The sequence below is a fragment of the Candidatus Omnitrophota bacterium genome (assembly GCA_041649175.1).
Lineage (GTDB): Bacteria > Omnitrophota > Gorgyraeia > Zapsychrales > JBAZNR01 > JBAZNR01.
In genome coordinates this window covers 409540-431741 of record JBAZNR010000001.1, presented here as the reverse complement: position 1 = coordinate 431741, position 22202 = coordinate 409540, and the positions used below count along the sequence as shown (strand labels likewise).

General features: G+C 45.4%; 1 protein-coding gene (running past one end of the window). It reads left to right on the top strand.

Going from position 1 to position 22202, the window contains the following annotated elements:
- The first annotated feature begins 445 nt into the window (after positions 1 to 445).
- On the top strand, positions 446 to 22202 hold the 5' portion of the coding sequence (gene aceK, locus WC676_01430) for a bifunctional isocitrate dehydrogenase kinase/phosphatase (protein ID MFA5059275.1). The gene runs 110633 nt beyond the window's last position; the window shows 21757 of its 132390 coding nt (coding positions 1–21757); the start codon lies at positions 446 to 448; its stop codon lies off the right edge, out of view.

The following is a 22202-nucleotide window of genomic DNA, read 5'->3' as shown; positions in this document are numbered from 1 at the left end:
TCAAGGAAATAAAAAGTTGACACATCCTATTACAATGTTATATTTATAATGCAATTGACGGATCGATAAAGGTGGGCCGGAAGTAAGTAAAAATGAGGCCCGCAAAGCCACGGGAAAAAGAAGTGTCGGAATTTTAAGTAACCCTCCTGGGCTGCCGAAAACGTCAAACGTTTTCAGCAGCCTTTTTTGATGCTTCGGTTGGGGGCGACCGAAGCCAACAAGCCACGGAGAAGGGTAGTGAAAACATTTACAATTAAAAAGCCACGGATTATTGAATTTGTCAATAATAGTCTTATTGGCTATGTTATATCCCGATCTCCGGATTTGTTGCCGGAGATTTCTCATTTTATGGATTTTTTCAGCTCATTGGCGTTTGGTAAAAATGGTGCCATTTTAGTTTATTCCAGATTGGACAATGGTGTTTCAAAACCATATGGAGAACAGAATGGACATTAAAGATAAACTCACAGCTGAAGGCAACATAGAACAGGCTCCGTTCAAGAGCAAGTTTAAGGCCTGGATCAGAACGGTGGCCTTGCTCATTGTTGTCATTTTTATTCCTGACCAGATCAGCTGGGCGTTTAACTATAATCCGGCTGTTCTCTGGAAAGACAAAGCTGTCAATGCCGTTAGCCCCGATGCCTCTCCCGAAGAAGTCGCTTCTGCCCAAATTGCCGGAAGCGTTGAGAATCTTTTAAAACAAATCGCCTACAAAGAAAAGCCCCAAATCAACCTCAGACTGCCCCGTCAAAATGTCTCCAATCCGGAATTAGAAGACAGAACCATTGAAATAAAGTCAGAAACAACCGTGACCGACAGCCGCATCAAAAAGATTTATTCTTGGCTGCGCGATCCCAGTATTCACCCTTTAAACTGCGGTGTTTACGCCCTTAAAGATCTTCTCATGAGCCGCGACATTGAAGTGGCTTTAGAAGAGCTTTCGGTGGTTACTTTAGCAGTGGACCTTTTGAACAACATTATTGAGCCGGGTGAGCCGAAGCTTAAGACCTCTCTTTTTGCTTTGAATAAGATCGCCAATGCTTATGGATTAAATGTCCAAGCTGTTCGTTTACCGGCTGAAGAGATTTTCAATTTAAGACCGCCATTCATCGCCAACTTCAAATCTGAACATTTCATTACTGTAACAGCGATTGATGACAAAGAGGTTTCGTACACCGATATTGGAAAGTCCCTTACCATTTCGCGCGAAGATTTTGCCAAACAATCTACCGGGTTCGTTTTAGCGCCAAGTATTGTCCAATCAGAAAAAGCGGAAATTGTCAGCGAAGCTACTCAAGCCTTTGTTTGGGGTTCTCAGTGGCACAGCCGCGCCCATGACTTTTTACCGGGAGTAGCTTTTAGCCGTAGCGACATGTGGACCGTTGTGGGAACGCAAGCGCTCATGAGTTTGGTCAATTTTGCTTCCACCGGATTTAATCCCGGAGCTTTTGCCATAAGCAACGGGATAGGAAGTTTGGGAAGTACCTTAGGACAGATCGGCGTGATGAAGGGCTGGTGGAATGAAACCGGTGCTTTTATCTTTTCGACGGCATTTACGGTTGGTGTGTCCATGGGGGTTAGCGCGTACGCAAATAATTTAGGTGCTAAAGCAGGCGCTGATGCGGCTTCCAAAGAAATTTTAAAAAATCCAAATATCTTAACTGAACAAGCCGCATGGGAAGCGGGTAATCTCACAGGCCCCACGCAATTTCAACAATTAACCGGGGGAACATTGGAATCTACTGGGTTGTCAGGCGTTACTCCCTCAATGGTTGGAGAGCAGATTGCATGGAATTCGGGCAATCTTACCGGCCCAACACAGTTGCAAGCAATGCTAGGGCAGATGGGTCCGCAGGGTAGTGCTTTATCGGCTTTTGGTGGTGGTTTTGCCAGAGGCCTTCTTTATGGCACGGCTAAAGCCGGCATAGAAGTTTTAGCCGACAAGCATATTATCCAGCCTCTCGTTAAAAACATTGGTAACGATATTCTCCGCCAAGGTGTTTCCAACATTCTGATGACCGGGATTTCAACTCCGGTTTTAGCCGGCACCACGGTCAGTATGGATTGGGCCGGGTCTAAGATGGGTCTCGAAAGAGGATGGTTACAAGGCGACTTTAATATAGACAATCCAAGAGGTCAGATAGAGCTTTCGAATAATCCTTTGCATGCGGCTTTCGATCAATTTAAATCTCTGACACCTGGTTTGATCACGCAAGGTACCGGGACATTGATGAAATGGTATTTTACTAAAAATAAATTTTTCTTCGGGAAACCCGTTAACCCTTCAACACATTATTATTTGGTGGAAGCCATTGGCGTTTTAGGCGAAACCGGCAGCCGTTATGCTTTGAATGGGTTTGATACGAATTTCTTCGGAGCGGGGACGAGTGGTTCTAGCAAAGATTCATCTGTTTGGGATAGTCTTTCTCGGTTTATGGCCTCTCCTTTTGGACAGGGCATGGTTGGCTCACTCTTTGCTTTCGCCTTAGATCAAGCGTATCAAAATAATGTTGCCAATGCGGAGACCGGAAAAAAAGGAATGTCAGCTACACAATTTTTGACCATTGCTTTCTTTGCTACCGCTATTGCGCACGGAGCTTATATGGGGGCCTTTGGAAAAGTAGAGGACCTCCAAGATGATACGACAATAGATAAGCAAAAAGCGGTGTGGGGTAAAAAAAGTGATATAGCTAAAGTGGCTTCCACAGTCGGAAAATTCTTCCAAAAATTTGGCATGGTTTCTTATGGCGATTTAGCCAGAATGTCCAATGATTTTTATACGTATCAAGGCTCTATTCCTCAAAACGGCCAAAAGTGGACCATTAGCGGATTTGATCATTATATTAATTCCGTCACGGCCGCAGCCGGTATGGGCATTGATTATGTGCGTGAGTCGCGCCGGATGAAGGAAGATATGCGCCGTTTCAATGAAACGGAAGATAAAGGGTTATCTAGGGCGGAAATCAGAGAAAAATATGAGGCCTACGATGGAAATAAAGAAATTTATTTGAAAGAGCAATATGAAGCGCAGTTAATTGCTTTACCCGGCGCGCTTGCGCAAAGTTATTACGTTAATAACATGCACGCCACGCTGGCTAAGGCGTCTGTACAAAATATAACGTATACGACCGGTGCCTTAGTGGAAGGCGTTGCTGGATTATCCGCCAGGCTCGCTACCAAATCAGCAGAACAAAGAGAAAAATTTGCCAAAGGAACAATAGCTGTTTTAGGGCTTCCTCAAGATAAATTTGTGAGAATAGGCTTAGGCCCGGACGGAAAAGAAAAGCCATTGACGCGCCACGCGATTATCGAACCCGGGCAAACAAACGCCGCTTTAATGGGCTTTGGCGGATGGATGGGGCTTGGCATTGTTTCTTGGGGTGTTGTGGATTACGCGCAAGCCAAAGAAGGCGGGAAGGTAGGAGTTTGGTTAGATCTCACCAATGGCGGCCGCGGATTATCTAAAAGATTTCAAGAAAAATATGGGGTAACGGAAAAAGATACCAATCTGCAGGTGAATGTTAATGGGGAGTTTCAAAACATTGATGTTGCGAGCGCAAATGCCTTAGCAGGAAATACGACAGGCGCTTCTTTAAGCGATGGGCAAGGGGGCATTCGTTCTAATAGGGTTTCTATTCTTGATCAGGAAAAATTAGGTGATGTCAGAATTATCATTGACGCAAAGGCAGATAAAAAAGGTGAATTTTGGGGAATGAGTTATTCTCGAAAGCTCGGCGTGGGAGGAAGAGAAGCGGTTGATTTCTCAAAGAGCAATAGCCTAAGCCGCGGTGGGGATGTCAAAGCTTACAGCGCTCACGCGGTGAAAGGCTTTACGGCTGTTCAAGCTGACCGTGGACTTGAATTTGTTGCCGAAGCCAGTTTGGACAAAGCCGCTTTCGGCGGAAGTGTTGTCCGACAAAATGCAGATGGTTCCATTGATTTTCAAACGGCGGTTTTAACCCATGACGCGAATAATGGAATAGTGGAAAGATTTAGCGGATATCCCGGATTAGCAAAAACAATGTCTCTTCCGGTATCCGGAGAATACTTAAGCCGTGTTGAACAAAATGGAAAAGCAATTCCGAGCGGTGGCGTTGTCCAGCACGACGCTATGACTATTGGTTACGATGACAGCGGCAATGCGATCACGGTCCCTGCCGGTATGTTCAGCGCTAACCAAGAACAACATAAAGCTGGCTTAGACCAAGTAACTTTTAATTTCACTGCCTCCAAAGACCATCGCGGAAATTGGACCACCGGTGCGACACGTAGTTATCATGCCAACAGCGGTTCAGCCGTCAGTCCTACGAGTTACATCAATGACAGGCTTACCGATTCTATCCGCCGAGGAAAAGATAATATCGTCATTAGAAATTTAGAAGGCACTACGCCTAAAAATCCTAATCAGACAGCAGATGTTGACAGAACGCAGATCGGAAATGGCTTTGAAAAACCTAAGTCAACCCAAGATGTCGTATCTCTCCAGGATCCTTTAGCGGAAGATCAATACCATTACGCTTTACAACAAGAAACCGGCAAATGGCGCTGGACAACACTAACAGCCAATGAAAAACCCGGCGTTACCGGCGGCGGATTTAACGTTGAAGAGCCTTCGTTTAATCCGAATACTAATAGATTCGAAGGCGGATTTGCTTATGTAAGCCCCAACGATAAATTTAAACTCGTTGACCGCGACGTCAAAAGACTGGTGGGGCGCGTGGTGGACAATAAACCGGTCTATGAAAAATTTGTGGCCGTTAGCCCGCGTGACGGATCTTACGTGAGCGAAGCAGGAGAAGCTCTTAAATTCACTAACGGACATATCGTGACCGTTAATCCCACCGGCCTTATGTATTCAGCCGACGTTCATCTTTTAAACAAAAAATATGTGATCGAAGGATTAAGCGAATCAGGCGGGCTTATCCGCTTAAAGTATAAAAGCAAAACCGGATTTGATTTCTCAGGCACCGATGCCGCGCCAATTGTTTTAGGTGCAAAAAATGAAGAAGGCCAAACACTAGTTAAGCCGATGGCTTTACAAAAGGGAAGCGCCTGGGAAGAACGAAAATATAATGTTGCAACAAAGAAGTGGGAAACATCCAAAAAATGGGACGCCAAAGGTATTAACGCAGGTGATCAAGGAATTAAATTAGAGATCAAACGCAATGTTGTCGGAGGATTAAGCAGTAATGTTGGTATGGCATTAAGTGATATCGTTTCTATGGCAGGAGATGTTAATGATAGCATTGCCCAAGATGATCTATCCAAAGAAAAAGTTCAGAAATTCTTTGATCTGGCTGAAACGACTCGTCAACTCGCCGTTGAGCAGGGCAATGATCCAACCCAAGAAAGAGAAGCTTTAATTAAAAGGAATATCGATGAGATTTCTTCCTCCAGTCAATCGCTTGTTAATTTAGGCGTTGGCATTGTTCAGGCAGAGGCCATAAGCGGTACTGTCAGGGATCTTCAAACGGATATTTTAGGCGCGGGAGATAAATCTACACCTAAAGCCTTTGGCACGGTAGCCAGTATTGACACAGTCAAGTTGCCCGTCTATGGCCGTACGTTCAATACGCCGCTCAATAAACCTGAGGAAGGCGAAGGAACACCGTCTAATATTTCTTCCGGTATTGAACGCAGCACAACATCACACGGCATCATTGAGAATGTTGCTGTCGGCAATCAAGTTTTTACAAAGTTTTCTGCTGGAACGACAGAATATGCCCTCACCACATCTCCCGAAATGCTTCAATTTGCCGCCGGAGCCGAATGGAAATTACCACAAGATGAAGAAAAAGAATATGAGCTTAAATTAGGAACAGGAACAAAAGAATTATTTTCCGTGAAAGGTCCCATCAAATTCAGTACCAAGAAAGAGACATCTTTCGGCGGCCGTGAGAACACTTGGCTTTCCGCCGAAGGCGAACAGGGAAAGCTTTCCATGGGCGTGGGCGGAGTTGTGATCGGACAGGCGTATACAACCGTTCGCCGTGATGACACCAAAGAACATGTCGTGGAGATCAATGAAACTTTGAAGAAAGACAGAATCCTGGAAGAATTAAAATCTAAAATTAGCCAAAGCGAAAACCTGGTCAATGATCGGACACGCGAAGAGCTGGCAGGATTGTTAACAGCGGTCGGCGTTGAAGGCGCCGAGGGTATTGTTAACAGAACCTTTGAAATCAAAGAAAAAGAAAATCCGCAACAGGCCGTAGATTATTTACTGTCTGCCGTTAACCCGCAAATTCCCGAAACCGTTCAATTAACCGGCGTAGTACGCTCTTTTACCGGCGGTGATTTTCTCTCCACGCCCGGTAGCGTAGAATCCTATCAAAATTATAACAATCCCGGCGGAACATTTAGCGATGAAAAACGCACCTCTACGGATATAAAACTAAAGGCCTCATTTACGCAAAACAATCAAAACGGGACCGAACAAAAAACACCGGTTGAATTTTATGATGTTCGGCAAGACGGCTACAGCGGTACAACGCCGCTTTTCTCCGCGCCGATCGTTCCGTATTTCATTATGCCGGTCAGTCAAGGCGCAGGCGGTAACAGTGAAGACAATGGCTTAGTCCTTAAAGTTAATCCCATTAATTTTGAGAAAAATGGCGAATTGTTAAAATATGGAGCTGAATATGCCAGTCAAAATGAAGGTGAGAATATTCCGCTTTATAACCTAAGTGAAGTGTTCCGCGCCAAAGAATACCAGTTTGATCAAGAAGCCCCTTACAATGATCCTCTCCTTGGACCCGTTACGTATTCCGATAAAAAGATCACTTTTGCTGAAGGCAGAATTCCGCAATACAGCGGCAGTGGTGAAGGCAAATTTACTCTTAATACGCTGCGTCCTTTAACTTTCCACAATGGCGCCGATAGCAAAGATAATGCTTTAGCGCTAAAGATAAATAAGGCGGGACAAAATTTCAAAGCTACTAACGTGGGCGGTGCTCCGGTCTATTCTCCGGCAAACAAAGACAATTTGCCGGCTTACTCAGATCTCGTTATTCCTAATAAGGATGGACAAGACCAAAGATTTACGAGTAAAGATGCCCGTTGGGACGGTGCTAATACGGTTGTTCCTGTTTGGAAAAATGATAACGCCTCAATTGAGAATGACATTATTACCGGTGATGAATTTAATTTAGCCATACGCCGCGTTGAATCTAAAGGCGGCAACGGCGAATTGAATGTTAATAATCGTGGCCTTGAAGGAAGCCTTCTTAACCAATCTGTCCGCGATGATGCGCCGGTTATCGCACAATTAACCAATGGTAACAAGTCAACAGCTGCTAAAATCGGCGGTGAGCAGCACGATGTGTATACAGCGAGGCTTGCTCAAATCGCCGGATTAGATAGCTTAACCGGACAAGAAGCCATGCCTGCGGCGATGTTAGTAGATACGTATTTAGGTCTAGACAATGCGCAAAAAACTCATTACAGCGAAAAAGAAATCTCTGATGCGGATGCTCAAAAAGCCAATGATCCGGCCAATAGATCTTATGTCCGCGTTGGTGAAGATCGTCATACGATTACGGCTGGATTTGGAAAAGTGGGAAGCGTTCCTTATAAATTCAGCGGCATGGATCTGTTAGGCGGCGCCTTATACAAAAAAGGCGACCAAACCATTTTAGAAGAGAATACATTAACAGCCAGAACAACATCTTTACCCAAACCGGTAGCCGGTGTTGATGAAAATGGCCGTCCGTATATTTTGGCACAAGACGATCAGTTTACAGTCTCTGTCGCTAAACCAAAAGAAAAAATTGCCACCATTTCTCTTGTTGGAGAAGACAAAAAAGTCGAAACAGCGAAGCAAGATGGTTTTGTTGTGGTTGATAATTTCCGCAGCCAAACACGATTGCGTCCAATGGAAGTTACTTCTTCAGATTCCATGGCCCAACGAGATGTTAATGCCGCGCAGGGAATTTACGGTGTTATCGATTTATCTGGTCAAAGCCAATCGTCTACTGATTTTGCCGGTCATGCAGAAGCTGTGCAAGCACAACATCTCTCGGATTATTTAATGACGATCAATGATTCTTATATAACTCCGATCACCAAAGAAGAAAATGGAACACAAAAAGTTGTCGGCATGGCTGTTGTCCCCGGTGTTTCGAAAACAATTATTACCGGAATCGGCTCAAGCAATGGGATAATGACAACCTTTGCTGACGTTGCGGTTTCCGACGATGTTGCCCTATATGGAGGCACGATAGAAACCGGAATGGTTGATGCGATAGGAAATCCTCAATATACTCAATCGCTTTCTGCTACCGGGCTACGCTTTAATACAAAAACAGATGAGCTTGTTGCGCAATTCAAAGGTTCTTATATTCCGGGTTATCGTATTTTTGCCCGCGAAGGCGGCTCAAGCCAAGCCCAAAAATCTAATGCGGCTTTACAATCGCCTTCTAAATTCTTTGTTAAAAATGACGGGCAAAAAGATATTTGGAATGCCCAAGACGCAAATTCTTATTTAACATTTTCTTATCTTGATCCGTCCACGCCGAAGTTAGGGGAGGGAAGCACTGTTCAGATCAAGCCAGGAGATTATGCCGATACGTCTAAACTTGTCCGAGCCTTTGCTCAAGATGCTAAGGGAAAAACAACTGATGAGTTGTCAAGCTATTACAGCGAGGACAGTCGTATTCGCAATACAAGTTTAGCGGATAATTATGGGTTTGCGGTGACCGATGATTCTCGCGAATACTTCGGTGAGGCGCGTAAATTTATTCACGGGCAGGCCGCCGGTGCTGCTGTTGATCTTAACTTAGATGTAGATTTAGGAGGACGTGAAGCAGCTATCTCTTTTGACAAACCGCTTCGTTTTTCTGGCGAAGAAATAAGTACTCCCGATGGTACGGGCAATTTCCTTCCCGACCAAGAAAGATTCTTCATTAGCGGCGGAGAAGTTACGATCGGTGATGATACGCTTGAGATGATTCCCGGCGGATACGGTCAAGACAAAGGATGGCTTTATGCGGCCGACCAATACGGCAAAATCACCGGATGGGCGTTTAATACCAAAGGCGAGATCAGCCGTTTGCCATCGGAAACACAACAATCACTGGATCGCTCCGGAATTGCTTATGCCAGCGGCATTCCTTGGAATAAGTTAATTGTTATCCGTTCCCCTGAAGAAAAAGCTGCGGCAGATTCTTTAAGCGCGGCGGCAAAACGAGATTCTTCCGCTTCTTCAACGCGAGGCACAGACGGTGTTGTAGATAATGCGGCTAGTTTAGGCATTCCGAGACTTAGCGAACATCAATTTGTTATGAAAGGCAAAGATTCTGATACGGCGACGTTCACCCAAGACGGCCAATCGATGGGTATTGTCTTTGATGAGAATAATCCCATCATCCAAGATACTACAGATGATAATTACGGAAAGATCGCGCTACGCTCCACACTGAATTATGAAGGAACGGTCAATACCGGTTGGGGCACTCAAGAAGATATTTGGGATAAATATTTTCAGGCTAGCGGTGTCGATCAGGATGTTGTTGAGCTTCTTCCTTACGGAAAATATGGTGACATTACCATCAGCAAAGACGATCCCAGCAAAGTCGTTACAGTTTGGAGAGAAGATGAAAATGGCAACAAAGTTTATCGTCGGATCAGCCGAGATATGCTCAGCCAGGCAGGAGGGGGTTTTGGTCCGAAAGTGTATTACAAGGATGTTAACGGCCGAGAACAAAGCTTTAGGGTCGATAAAGATTTCATGGATTATTTCTTTATGAATCCGAGTGAAGCCGGCGTTGGGCCAAAGCCAGAAACTCATTTTCCGACAGCTCAAAGCCCGACGAATAGCGGATTTATCCATCCGTGGGATGAGCGATTTGATCCCAAGAAATATGCCTATAATTCTACAACAGGAAAATGGGAGCCCATTTCTGTATCTATCGGAGCATTAACCGTTACCAGCTTAAGAAATCTGCAGGAATATGTGGATATCGTTGTGGATGGAAAAACCTATACGGTGAGAACCGATGCCATTCATCCGCAGACCAGCAGGAATGACCGCAGCGATTTTGTCATTGACGATTTTAAAGGGTTAGCGCAGGAGAAGTGGAATGATTACAGAAAAGAAAAAGTGATAACTCTTGCGATCTCAAAAGACAATTTAAATGAATTCGTTTGGGATCCTAAGCGTACGGCCGACCTTAAAGAGGAATTAGGCGATCCTGATCTTTATCCCGGCATAGGTGTTGCGGAAGAATTAATTAACTACGAATTTGGTGACGTCTTAACATCTCGCGGCGGTTATGATGCCTCGACCATGCGAGATTTGAACTCTTATCTTGTTTCCTTAGGATACATGGAAGCCGGCAATGCCTATAATCTTTTTAAAGAAGTCAACAAAACAGAAAGAATGGTCGTCGGATTTGATGCCGCCAATGCGGTTTGGTTGACGGTCGATGCTTTCTTAGTTGTCGGTAGCCTTGCTACTGCCGGTATTTCAGGAGCGGCGGCAACAGGATCGGAAAGTCTAAGAACAGCGACGATGACGGCTATTAGAAAAGTTGGTAAAGATGCTATTCTGTCTTCACTTCGCCGAAAAACCATTATAAACGGAATTGTGTTCAAGAATGGCGTAAAAAATCTTGTGAAAGCGGAAGGGCGATCAGCTTTCGCTCGCGGTGTTAATATGGAAATGCGCCGCATGATCGTCGGGCGCGGTGTTAACGCGGCCACAGCTAAAATCCTTTCCGCGGCAACAGCCAGAACCATTGGTAAACGTTTAGGCAAAACAGCTCTTGATGTCGGTATTGACTTAACCGTGGCTGACACGGTTTCTTTAATGGCCACCGGCCGGCATTTGGTCGTTAACGATAAAGGCCAGATCAACTGGAATGATATAGGCCGGGTGGCATTAACGTCTTCCTTGTTTCACCACGGCAAATTAACGTCGTTTGGCCGCAACGGTTTTCACCAAGCAAGAAATGCCCAGCGTCAAATTCTTAAAAATTCTGCGTTTAGAGTAACAAATACGTCTCTATCCAGAGCTGGCGATGCCTTAACGTATTTTCAGAAAATATTTAGCCCTAAAGGAATACGCGGTATTGAAGCCGGGTTGTCGGTTGCTCTTCAGTTAGGAGATACTATTCCGGCGCTTAATCAAAATAATCTGACAAAAGATGCGTATCGCAAGCTTGGGCTGACGATATTGCTTGCTGGGCCGTTTGTTACGTCTTTGTTCAGTGGAGTAAAAAATGTTGCCAGTGCTACGGGAAGATTGTTTGCCAAAGAAACTCGCAAAGAAACTATTCGGGCAATTATCTGGCCCACATTGGTTCAATCTAAAGGGCTTAACCGGGTTTTGAATGTTGCCAGAGTTGGTGTTGTCGGCACGGGGGTTGGGTTAACATTCTTTGGCCGTGACGATCAGAAATTGACAGGGCTTGGGCTTTTATCAGCTGGTCTTTTTGCCAAACCGCTTTTAAGCCAGCCGACTCATATTGATGATTGGTTTACGTTAGAGCGCTCCGGAGGAAAAATAGTACAGAATGCAAGCAACTGGAGAAAAATAGGAGCCAATCTTGGCATTAAGGCTTATTGGGGGACAACAGCCGGCATGATTGCGACTGGCCATAAAGATGCCGGTTTAGCCATGTTTGGTTTAGGTATTGTTGGTCCAGGGATGCTTATTAAGGGTTGGCAAAAAGGGCAAAGAACTTTATCGGCTTTAACATTGGCAACAACGGCCGCAGGGGCAGGTTTATTCTTTGGATCAGACAACTATAAAGATTTAGGTCTTATCTTGATGGCCGGCGGTATTCTTGGCAAAGGTTTTGGCATTGAAGCGCTTGAGCTAAGTGGCAAAGGGTTAACAGCCAGTTCCAAAGCGCTTATCATGGGACAGAAAATGGCCAGTAGTGCTACGAGTGTTATTCCGCAGTTAGCGGCAATGAATGTTCTCATTCCTTTTGCTCAGGACTATGCCGCAAGACGTGCGAGTTATGTCAGAGATGCCAATGATTTTGTTCAAGAGGACCAACTTGGGAATAGAGCTGTCAATTTTAATTCTAACTTCTCGTGGTTAATGGGAAATATGTTTGGAGATGGTGATCCGCAAAGTTTTGCCAGTGTTAAGCAACAACAAATTGATGAGTTGGAAATCCAGTATAAACGTACCGGCGATAAAGAAATCGGGGAAAAATTAAACGATTTAAAAAGTAAAGACAGCGATTCTAGATTTGTCCGTTATTTTATTGCTAATTCCATGGCAGAAGGCGCAAAGACAGGTTTGTATTTCGGCCCTGCTTTATATCCGTTAAAGCCCGTCATTCAACCCGGATTAAATTCTGTTCCGATCATTGGTGAGATAATGTCGGTTTGGCAAAGTGAAAAATCTGGTATCGGGGATAAGGTCTTTAATGCACGGGCTATTTTTGGAGAGAGCAAGGCGGGGCAAGCGATTGGTAACGCGGTCAATAACGCGCAGAACTTTATCATTGAAGAATTTGTCCGTGAGCCAATTGCCGGAAATACATTTCGCTTAGCTTTAAACCAAATGAATTTCGGCACACCCGACATGAATGATCCGAATTTCTCGCTGTATAACCTTGGCATTGAAGCCCTGCAGGAAGGTTTTGATAAAAACGGCGGAAGTTCAAGAAAATTCAGTAGTGTTGCTCGTGGATTTGGTAGAAATTCCGGTACATCACTTCCTTCTTTTAGAGGTACAAATCCTTATGCCAGCCCAACAGCTCCGAGCGCGCCTGATGGCTCGCAAACAACACCAAGTACTCCGACAGCACCTACATTTAACCCATCTCAAATTCCCGGCGCTGCTCCTCAAGCGGTTGCCAACGCCGTTGGTTCTGCTCCGAGATTATTAGTAGAAACACCAGTGTCGGCGGATGTTCAGCCTAAACCGGGTTTTGTTCCTTTAGGGGTAGATGAAGTTGCCGATGCGCAATTACAGCGTGATAACCCGGTCAATGCTTCAGGTAGCAATCATGATCAAGAAGGAAATTTTGGCCGGGCTATGGAAGCGCGTGCCCATGGACGTATTTCCAACTTAATGAATCAAGGTAGAGCCGAAGAATTAGATTTAAGCCATCCGGTTATTGAAACGACATTAAACCGTTTAAATCGATTTATGGGTGCGCTTAACGGAAGCGGAGCGCCATTAGATCAAGACGAGACAAGGGCCTTAGAAAGTTTACAACAATTTGCGGAAAATAGAGGGCAAAATTTACCGGAATTATTGGCAAGAATTTCCAGCGAACTTCAAGTGATGTCTGATCCTAATCGCGAAGGAATTATTTTCTTACTTGATGCGTCACATCTTGTGATTGGCGAGAGTATGGTCCAAGACGCACATTGGGGCGAAAATAAATCCGGAGACAGGCAGCGTTATGTGGATGTTTTGGTGCAAAAAGAAGATGGCACTGTCGAACGGCAAAGAACTTGGCTTAAAGAAGGTGGACGGCTTTATTTAACCCGTCAGGATTTTAATGCCGGAAGAGAGCGAAGTGTTGAAGAAGTAAGCGAAATGCTTATTCACGAACTCGGCGCCAAACTCGGGCTTGATCACGGATTTAATGATATCTTTGGGCAGATCGCGGCGTATGGACAAGTTATTCGAAATGAGGACGGAGTCGCGCTTGTCTCAGCAAAAGCTCCTAAGGCTTCACCTTCGCCGAGAGTGGAACAGCCCGCGATGCCATCGGCTCAACCTGCATCTGCCGTTGAAACAACCAGAGTTGAACAGCTCGTTATGCAACCTCTTGTTGATGCTTCGAATATGGGAGCAGACAATGGATTACCTCCGGCTGAATTACCGCGCGCGGAAGATCTCGGCACAAATATTCCTGATTTAGCAGATGCTTCACCTGCCATTACTTCATTGCCCGGCATGGAAGAAAATGGTATGCCGGAAGTTCGCCCCTTTGATCCAACAGGATCCTTAAATGGCATAAACGGCCATAACGGCACTGATTTAGGCCTTCCGGCTATTGATCATATGGCCGGCATTGATTCTAATATTGAGATTCCGGTCGTATCTCTTGGAAGAGGTAATAAACCGGCAGCATTAAAAGCGGCTGATCTAACCGGAGCAACGCTCATGAGAGAAGGCAGTAACGTGAGAGTTGATGATCAAGGCCGTAGTATTCTCACCATGGCTAATGGACGAAGATATTATGTTGAGCTTGAAAAACTTCCTGAACCTGTCCGCGTTGCCTTAGTCAATCAAAGCCTCGGGAACACGCCGTCCGGTGATCGCGCCGGCGCATTAAACGGACAATTTAACGGAGCAGCCGCATTATCAAGTTTTGTTGATAGTAATTCTCATCAAACCGTCGGCTGGCATGGCAATAGAGCGCAAGATGCGCAAAATGCTTATCAAATTGTTAGCGTCAATGGGCTTGAAGCCGCCGGACATGGGGCCGCACGCAATTTAGGAAATATCATTTTTATCGATAGCGCTGTTTGGGCGGCCAATCCGCAAATTCAGTCCAATGAAGTGATTATTCACGAGATCAAAGAATTAGCCGAGCTTGCCCGTATCGGCCGTAGACTCGCTGGAGAATCCGCAAAAGCTATGGGCGCAAAAGACGCTTTTGAGGTTTCTAATCAGGCTAAGAGCGCCGATGCCATTTTCGGAATTTCTCACGAAATCGCCGTCAGTAAAACACCCGTGTTGCCGCAAACAAATATTCAACCTGTTATCTCGACAGAAATTCAAGTTTCATCCCTTCACACGAACGGCCGGCAATGGTCAACAATGGCAATTGCTGATTTAAACGGAGCTGTTTTAACGCAAGAAGGCGGAAAAGTACGCGTTGATGATCACGGCCGCAGTATTATAACCACCACGAGCGGACGAAGATATTATGTTGAGCTTAGCAAGCTTCCCGAAACCGTTCGGGCTACTTTGGTTAATCAAAGCTTTGAATTGTCAACGGATTGGGTTTCTCCCATGTTGCAAGAGATCGCCAATAGCGCGGTTTTGAGTAACATCGCTGATATGAAAAAACCAAACGGCCAGATCGGAAATCAAGGAGTTGCAGCCAACCAGGTCAGAGATATTTTAACGCACGTTTTAAATTTAGAAGTTTCCCCAGATGCGACCATGAAAGAAATGGTCGGCCTATTTTTATCAGACAAAAATAATGCTAATCGACTTCTTGAATTTACACGAGAAAATCCTGTCATCGTTTCTCGATTACCGGACGGATTTGTCGCTTTGTCCGACGGACATCATCGGGCATTTCTCTTGGATCAAGCCGGGATAAGCCAGATCCCGAGCATTGAATATTCCAGGGTTGAGCAGATCAGGACGAAATATCGAGATATGGCAGCGCAGAAAGTTCCAACAGTCAGCGCAATAGCCAAGCCAACTAGAGTAGGAACACTCAAAACTTTAGCCGTTGCCGGGCTCATGACGGTAGCCTTACTAATGCCGTCTTTATCCTCAGCGCAAACAAACCTCACGCAAGATGCCCGCGCTAATGTTGTTACCATCACGCAAGATTTAGGCTACAGCGAACAAACAGCGCAAACGCTTGGAAGCATGGTCAGCCGCATCCCGAATTTCAACAAAGATCACTTCAATTCTATATCTAACACCCGCGCCAAGGTTGATACTTTAGTGAAATGGATCAAAGCATCCGCGCCGCAAGGATTAGGATTTAGTTACCCTGACGGTGATGTGACGGCCGATTCCGTACTTGATTTTTCTTCCAGCAGTTTAGACAGCGTTGTTCTCTCTAAGAAATACGGAAAAATGCCGGATTGTTTAGGGTTTTCCATTACGGCGAATATTTTAGGAAAAGCCTTGGGGCTTAAACCTCAAGTGCTTTTTGTTAAGAATGTTACGACCGGAAAATGGGATCATGCCATTGTTCAGATCCAGGACGAACAAAATCCGAAGAACATTATTTTAGCGGATCTGGCGGTTAAGAAAAGTGAAGGAGCTTTTGTCAGCATCCCGTTCAATCGCGACAGTGTTTACGCTACTGCGTCCACCAAAGATGGTCTAGTTTATTCCAGAAAACCAGGGATGAGAATCGATCTATTCCCGCGCTCAACATCAGTGGAAGATCTTAACCACCGTCTGCGAAAGTTTACGGTGGGTACCGCCGATCGCAAAGCCCTGGACGCGCAGGGAATAAGAGCGGATGCGGCGGCAAACATAACCTTGCCTAACAGCAACATGCCCGCTGATCCCCGGTCTGTTGTCATGTTTTCCGGAGCGTCATTGGAAGCGATGCGTATGAGAAATGTCAAAATCGGCGATCGCCTCACAACGGCGCTTCATACATTCGAAGTTATTGATATCACATTTCCAACCGAACACGGCAAAGGCTTCGGCTTTAGCCAGATCGACCAGGCTGATTTTAGATTACGAGATGTAAAAACCGGAAAAGAAACTGAAGCTAGAGCCGTCTCTGCGTATAGTTTTATCAAGGAGATTAACGGTGAATCGGTGACGGCGCTTCAAAGAATTCACACGCCGCTTAATGACGCGCTGCGCAACATTTCGCTTAAGAGAGCGGCGGCGGTCTTAAGCGAAATTAATACTGCTCATCCCAAAATCCTTGAGGAAGCCAGAACAAAAACTCTTACACCGAGCGTTTCCGATTCAGTAAAAGATGTCGTGCCGGCTGCTCCGATCGCGCCGGTGGGAAGTATTCCGACGATGCCGGCGCCGGCGTCATTGCCTGTCAGCGTCCCGATGCAAGCCGGTTTTGGATTTTTGGGATTATTGAGCTTGGTTGGCTCAAGCAAGGCCGGTCAAAATAAAGACAGCCAAAAAGAAGTTGCTTTGCAAAACAATTCAAATGCCAGCGTTGGTGCTCAATTGTGGGATGCGTTTACAGCTGCTTTTGGTTTTGGCAAAAAGACACAACAAGCTTTAGCTCAAAAATCTCCTATTCTTGTCAGCGCTCCGACGATCTTGGCCGGCGCGGGTGTTTATCAAGACGGCCCGGCTTTACCGGCTCCAACAACTGAAATCTCCCAAATTCCCGAAGGCGACGCGGTACAAATCGGCATAGCCTTGCCGCTTCATGAAAATATTCCGCCGCATCCGGATGATATGCCTTTGCCCGCTGCAATTTCTCAAAAAATGTTCCAGCAAGCTTTAGATAATGGCTGGGAAACCGCAGAAATGGCGCCGCGTGCATTTTCTTCTGAATCTGAAACGATAAAAGAACTTGGTGGACTTAAGCCCGCGGATCTGGTGATGGTTCATCGCACGGACTATTTTCCAGAAAACGGGATTATAAAAACAGATCTATCTGCGGCAGGAATACCGCGAGACACTATTCATTTTGCTCTTAACCACTCCGTAGGAAATAGTGGTTTAGCGGGCAGTTCTTCTTGGGGGCAAAAGAAGTATGCGATTATCCTTCCTTTAACATCCATACCAAAATCAAAAGTGGAAGGATTTAATTTAGTTGATACCTGGGTAAGAGGCAATTTGGAATTACCGGAAGGAACTATTGTTTTAGGCAGTGAACCTCTTGCACAAGGAGTAAATTTAGGTAAAGCCCAGTATAAACAAGTTTCCTTAGATGCTCAAGGTGAGATTACGGAACATGTGGGCAGCGCCATATCTGATTTAGGATACACAACGACACGAGGGGGCCATTGGTCATGGTTTGGCAGTGACTGGGGATGGACATATGCAGGCAATGAGCTTGCGGAAAAAGAAGGTTTGACGCCTGCTCCTCACGACAATCATTGGAGCAAAGATCTTGAGGATAGACTTTTAGGGAAAAACCCCATCATTGATTTTCGCGAAGGCGCTTCTTTACCGTCTGTTAATCTCCTTCGTTTAGGCTGGCTCAAAGATCGTTTAGCTGAAAACTCTCCGATGCCGCTTTTTGCAAAAGTCGCCTTGGCTCAAAGCTGGATAAAAGAAATGGTAGCCGCCTATCCGGATAGCGGAATATGGCTTACGCAGTGGTATCGAGAAACAGATGAGATTCCAGAGTATCTTAAGGAAGCTATGGGCCCAGTAGAGGATGCGTTAAAGGTGGCCTGGTCTGATTATGATCATTGGAAATCCGTTGAAACATCTCAAAAACTTGCGACAGCACCGATGGCGAAGCAAGAATTCGCTGACAAAGGCCATGTGGTGAACATTCCGGAAATTGCTCAGGCACTTCTTGATACATCGTGGCTTGATGATGACAAAGATCCGATGGAAGCGGAAATGGGTCAATATGACCGCATTGATGGAATTGTCAGTCGTATATCTGAAGCACAAATGAATACAAGTGATTTTAATGCTCTCAGCGTGTTTCTTTTAATGAAATTGGAAGAACGAGACGCTCTTCGCGCTAACAAGCAATTGGCGGGACATCCTTTAGAACCTCTCGGAATTGCTAAAAGCATTGGATATTTTCTTGCCGCGTTTACCACGAAATCTTTTGTCTCTCCGGAAATTAAGCAAAGTGCCAGCCAGGCGATGGATACATATTATGATATCGTGGGTTCAGAGCTTGAAGAAGAATTCAGGGCGGATTTAGAGATTGCTGATCTAACCGAAACCGAACAACAAAAGCAAGAAAGAGCTCTTCGTCAAGAATCCGTTGAAAGATTAGCGAGAAACTTAGAAGAAACTGCTGCTCGTTTGGGTGACGTCTCAGCGGCCGACGCGTCACAAATGATCTTAAACTTCTGGCAAAATACACAAGGCGCGTCTATTGTTTTTGAGGCCGGTAAAATAGTTTTACAAAACGTTTCAAAACACGAAGATAGAATGGCTTTTGAGAACAATCTCTTGGCGCTTGCTTTACCTGCCGTTGATATCCGTCCGGACAATGATATTATAACAAGCCTTTTATTCGGCCGGGTAGCCGCGGATAGGGGTATTGCCGTAGATCAATTAGCAAATCAAATCTCTTCGTATTCTTCCACGATGTTCGGTGTTGATAGTGCTAAACAGGCTTCACGAGTTACGGAATGGATACAAAGAATTCAGGCGCAAGAATTAGCCTCAGCTCAGCAAGATCTTGGTTCGTCTTGGGGAATTAGCAGTGTTCCTATCGGCAAGAAATCATCTGTCGGTTCCGTCGTGGAAGCGGTCAGTATGCCGACGTGGATGAATGTTCTATCTAAGATCACAACAACGGCGGCTTCGCATAATTTGGTGGTGGTTGCTACACCAGCCAAGAAACAACTTTTAGTAAGAACGATCGAACAGGCGCAAGAAACAAATAAACCTGTTTATCGTGTTTCCGGCGAAAATATTTTCGTGCTGACTTTGGGCGAAAATAATTCCGTTGTGGAAACGCTCGTTGCCGATAAAACGATCATTGCCAAAGGCGGAATTATTTTCGCCCAGACTCAAGGCGAAGTTTTTAGCCTCGCGCAACTCGGCGAAAGTGTTCGCGCCAGCTTACACAATGCGCCGGTTATCTCCACAACCAAACCTCAAGCGCCTTCCGAAACCATTACGGTTGTTATGAAATTACCAAAATTTCAACCCGGAAAAGCCGACAAAGGCATGGTGGTATTACTGCAAAATGAAAGCGCACTTTCCGATACGAATTCAAAATACACATATGCTTTAACCGGCGGCGCGGTTCTTGAAACCCGTTGGCCGGATATTGCACAACTTGAAGATAAATCTATCTTGATGGAAGACGAAGAAGGATTAGGCTTAGCTTCCGAAACGACAGAATCTCGCCAGTGGATTGGCATGAACTTGCGCAATAAATTTTTGGAAAAATGGCTTGGTTTAGATACAAGCTTGCGGTCAATGAATGAAACCTTTAATACCAATGTGGTCAATGAAATTATCGGTTTAGCCGGCCATAATAAAGGTAAAGTTATCACTGTGGTGGATTGGGGCGTTGGAAGAGCCAGGGCTCTTATTGAAATTGCCAGAGAACTTAAACGAAAGAAAATTACCAATGTCCAGCTTGTTGGTTTTGCCAATATGTATCATGAAGAATGGCAAAAGGCTCCATCCGGCATCAGGTTTATTTTGGATACGGAAGAACATTTTACGGATTATTTTGAGCCCGGAGAGATCAATATTATTTTAAGTACTTTAGGAATGGCGCATTTGAATGAGAAATATGCGCCCCACTTACAGAATATCAGGCCATATTTGAATGAAACTGGATTTATTTTGCATGATTTTCTTATCCCCAGCAATATTCCAAGAAATTGGGCTCCGCATTTAAACGGGTATAAAGCAATTTTTGGAAAAGGTCATAATGGAACCAAGGAATTTGTTCGATTAAGGCCGATTCCTGTCGTATCAAGTACTGTTGTTCAACCGATTCAGCCAGCGATAGGCGTCTTGGCAGAAGATAAGGCCAGCATAAAGCAAATATTGCCAAATGTAGCCCAAGAATCGGCTTTACCTGCTATTCAGTTACAACAACCTTTAGAGCAAAGCCCGATATTGGCTCCGGCGCCGCTACAAATGCCTCTGCCAATGCCGGCGCTTATTATGGGAAGAGTGCAGGACTTTACTCAAGCCGTATTTCGCTTAGCACGTACTTCCTCTAATAAGAGCGCTGACAGTAGCACAAGAATTCCTTTAAGTGAAAAACGTGATCCGTTTGGCGCGGCTTCAGCAACAACCTCCATTCCTGCGCCTCAGGAAGAGCCTAATACTTCCAAGGGAAGCACTTCAGGAAAAGCCCCAACAGAAATAGCTGTAACGAAGCCGGATTTTGCCAAGCCGAACACGATCGTTGTTGCCAGCAACTCCGTAGAAAGCCCAGGATTTGCTGTTGAAAGACAGGTGAGGCATTTCAGTGGTTTAACCGTCAGACAAGATCCTGGTATTGTCTCGCTGTCCACCATTTCCGCAATGGTGCAGACAGAGCAAAGTATAAGCGCGGAACAAAAAACCACGGGAGTTAGCCTGTTGTTTGCTGCTTTAAGCAGACTGGCTCTAGAAATACGAAACAAAGCAGAAAAATTAAGCGTAAGCTTAATAACAAGCTCTGAAGGAAACTTCAGAACTGGTGGTGCGAGAGGTCTGCGCCAAGAAACACTAGCAGTGGCAGTTGAGATCTCCGGATTTGCCAAACCGTCCACTAGGATCTTTAGTGGAGATAAGGCGTCTGTTCGCTCTTTAGATGTTAACGGCCAGGATAATAGAGTAACTTCTGCTGATACCAGCCACACCCCTAAAGTCAGTGGAAGATTCTCATCCACCGTCAAGGATGAGAATACTCAATTATCTCAGATTCCCGGAGTCCGCCCTGAAGAAGGACGAATCGAAGCCGGGAATGTAAGCTTTAGCGCGGTAGCTTCCTATATATGGGGAAGATTAGCCGCCGCGTCTATGAACGCCCTTAGGGCGATCGTAGGTACTAACGAAGCTTATGCTGCTGAAGACGAACAAGGCCTTAAGGCAGTATCTGAAGTTACCGGTCAAGCTTCAGATATTACAAATAGACCAGGATCTTCACGAGAAATAGTTTCCAACATACCTCAAATCTCGCGAGAAAGCCACGCGGGATTCGTCTTGTCTAGTGAACCTTCCAATCTCGCTTCAAAAGCCCAGTTAGGCCAACAAACCAAATCCAACAATAAACCTACAAGCCACGGAGGTGTATTATGGATACTTTACAATTTAAGCATTTCATTGATTACCCCAAGGACGACTGCACGTTCGCTGCCGCCCGCGGGGAACAAAACAAGCTCTGCCTCTTCCTCATCCACAACAGCGGACGCGTCTACACGCGCCAACAAAATCGCTGGCATCCTCTGGCAGAGAATGAGCAAACTGTTGTTCGCCATCGCAGCGTCATTGCACGGCAACAAGGCGCCCCAAGCTTTACGTGTCATTCCCGCATTGAGATCTAACCTCAAGAAAATCGTAACCGCCTTAGTTGTCCTCGCCAAATTAATTGACGCTCAAGTTGCCCAGGCTGTTGAATTCGCTTATGACGCTTCCGGAAAACTTCAGGCCATCGTCCAAAACGGCGATACCTGGGGCCATATCTTAGAGAAAATGAGATTGGCCTACCAAATGGTCGATCCGCAAGGATATGTTCAATCGCTTCTCTCCGGAAGATTATTCAACGGCGCTTCTCATAAAGCCGACAGCCTTGCCGCAAGCGTAAATAATAATTTCAATCCTGATGTCATTCGCGTCGGAGAAAGCATCGATCTTTCCAATTTGCAATTGCCTGAAACGGTGCAAAACGCCTTAACCGGTGTCGAGCACGTTTCGGCAGTTGCTGATACGGCTGTTCAAACTGTGA